The sequence below is a fragment of the Kitasatospora putterlickiae genome (genome assembly GCF_039527695.1).
Lineage (GTDB): Bacteria > Actinomycetota > Actinomycetes > Streptomycetales > Streptomycetaceae > Kitasatospora > Kitasatospora putterlickiae.
In genome coordinates, this window is record NZ_BAAAKJ010000193.1 from 895 (window position 1) to 3,183 (window position 2,289).

Below are 2,289 nucleotides of genomic sequence, written 5' to 3' on the forward strand. Positions count from 1 at the left end.
GGTGGCCTTGGCCAGGCTGGCGATGGTCTGCCCGGTGGTGGCCCGCACCGCCGCCGCCCGCCGGGCGATCGAGGAGGCGGGCGTCACCGCCGCCGACATCACCCGGGTCACCCACGTCTTCAGCGGCCACCCCCGGTACCTGGAGGGCCTGCTGCGCCCGCTGGGCATCGACCCCGGGCGCGGCATGCTCGACCTCGGACGCACCCTCGGCCACCTGGGCGCCTGCGACCAGTTCCTCTCCCTGACGCACCTCCTGGACAGCGGCGCCCTCGCTCCGGGCGACCACGTCCTGCTCACCGGCAACGGCGCCGGCATCTCGCTCGCCGCCGCCGTCGTCGAGGTCCTGGAGCACCCCGCCTGGTGACCCGCGCGGTGTCCCCGGAAACGGGCTGATCATCATCCTGTTCACCCTCCCGAGTGGTCGCCACCCTTCCCCCGGCCCACCGGGCGACTACCATCAAGATGTTGTGACCGATCGTCAGAACATCGAAGCGGCAACCGACATGACCGAGCAGTCGGCCGAGGTGGTGATCCTCGGCGCGGGCCCGGCCGGCCTGGTCCTCGGCAACCTCCTGCACCGGGCGGGCATCGACTGCGTCGTCCTCGAACGCGCCGACCGCGACCGGCTGCACGCCCGCGCCCGCGCCGGCTTCCTCGCCGCGAACACCGTCCGCGTGCTGGACCGCCACGGCCTCGCCGACGGCCTGCACCGCAGGGGAAAGCCGCACGCCGACTGCGAGTTCCGCACCGGCGACGGCCGCTTCCGCCTCGACTACGCGCACCTCGGCCGAGGCGAGCGGCACACCGTCTACCCGCAACAGCACCTGGTCGCCGACCTGCTCGCCTCCTACCTGGACGCCGGCGGCCGACTGCGCTTCGGCACCGAGGCCCACCGGGTGCTCGACACCGACGGCGACCGCCCCACCGTCGAGGCCACCGGGCCGGACGGCCGCCCGGTGCGCTGGCGGGCCCGCTACGTCGCCGGCTGCGACGGCCGCCACGGCGCCGCCCGTCGCTCGCTCGCCCCCGGCGCCGTCGTCCACCACCACGACCACGGCCTGTCCTGGCTGGGCCTGCTCGCCGAGGCGCCGCCCAGCCTCGACGCCGTCGGCTACGCCGTGCACGAGCGCGGTTTCGCCGGCCACATGGCCCGCACCGCCCACATCACCCGCTACTACCTGCAGTGCGACCGCGGCACCCCGCCCGACGCCTGGAGCGAGGACCACATCTGGCACGAGCTGGAGGTGCGGATGCGCGCCGCCGAGTACGGCCCGCTGCACCGGGGGAGCGTCGTCCAGCGCACCGTCGTCGACCTGGAGTGCGACGTCGTCGAACCGCTGCGGCACGGCGCGCTGCTGCTCGTGGGCGACGCCGCGAGCCTCATCACCCCGTCCGCCGCCAAGGGCGCCAACCTCGCGGTGCTGGAGGCGGAACTGCTCGCCGCGGCCCTGGTCGACGACCTCACCCACCACGACGGCCGCGCGCTGGCCGACTACTCCGACCGCTGCCTCGAACACATCTGGCGCGCCCAGGAGTTCTCGAACTGGATGGTCCGGCTGCTACACGCCGTGCCCACCCCGCGCGGCGGCCCGTCCTCCTTCGACGAGGGACTGCGCCGCGCGCGCCTGGCGGCCCTGCGCACCTCGCGCGCCCAGCAGGACTGGTTCGCCGAGAACTACGTCGGCCTCTGAACCACCCTCCGAGCCCGCTCCGAGCACCACCACCCGCACCGAGGAAGCACCACGATGACCACCGAGGACGACACGTCCCGCCTGCGCGCCACGGCCGACTTCGTCCGCCGTCACGACACCGCCACCCTGCTCCCGCTGCTCCTGCCCGGCCTCGACGACGCCCGGCCGGGCCCACTCGCCCGCCACCTGCGCTTCGCACACGCCGCGCTGCTGGTCTTCCCGCCCGACGCGCGGGCCCTGCGCGCGGACCTGGCCGCCTGCGGCCTGGACGCCGACACCCCGGCCGGCCCCAGCACCGTCGTCCGCCACCGGCTGGCCGAACGCCACCACCGCGAGGCGGCCGCGCTCGACGTCACCATCCGGCGCGCCGCCGTCCCCGGCACCGGCCCCGAGCCCCGCACCGTCGAGGTCTTCGCGCTGCCCGTGCCGCCCGGCTCCGACCTGCGGCCGATCGCCGACCACGAACGCGCCCACCAGCACGAGGCCCACCTCGCCTTCGAGGTCCGCCGCCCCGAGCCGCTGCTCCTGCGCGGCCTGTGCGCCCTGCTCGCCGACCACGGCGCCGTCCCCGACGGCGGCGGCCACCACCCCCCCCGAG

General features: G+C 75.8%; 2 protein-coding genes and 1 pseudogene. All 3 read left to right on the forward strand.

Annotated features, from left to right (window positions below; all coding sequences use genetic code 11):
- Positions 1 to 364: 3-oxoacyl-[acyl-carrier-protein] synthase III C-terminal domain-containing protein (locus ABD308_RS19265; RefSeq protein ID WP_344336181.1), on the forward strand; the 364-nt coding region annotated here is incomplete at its 5' end.
- A 160-nt stretch (positions 365 to 524) separates the two neighbouring features.
- Positions 525 to 1,691, forward strand: coding sequence for a 4-hydroxybenzoate 3-monooxygenase (locus tag ABD308_RS19270; RefSeq protein WP_344336258.1), 1,167 nt, complete (start codon positions 525 to 527; stop codon positions 1,689 to 1,691).
- A 54-nt stretch (positions 1,692 to 1,745) separates the two neighbouring features.
- A pseudogene (locus tag ABD308_RS19275) lies at positions 1,746 to 2,289 on the forward strand (methyltransferase); the annotation flags it as partial.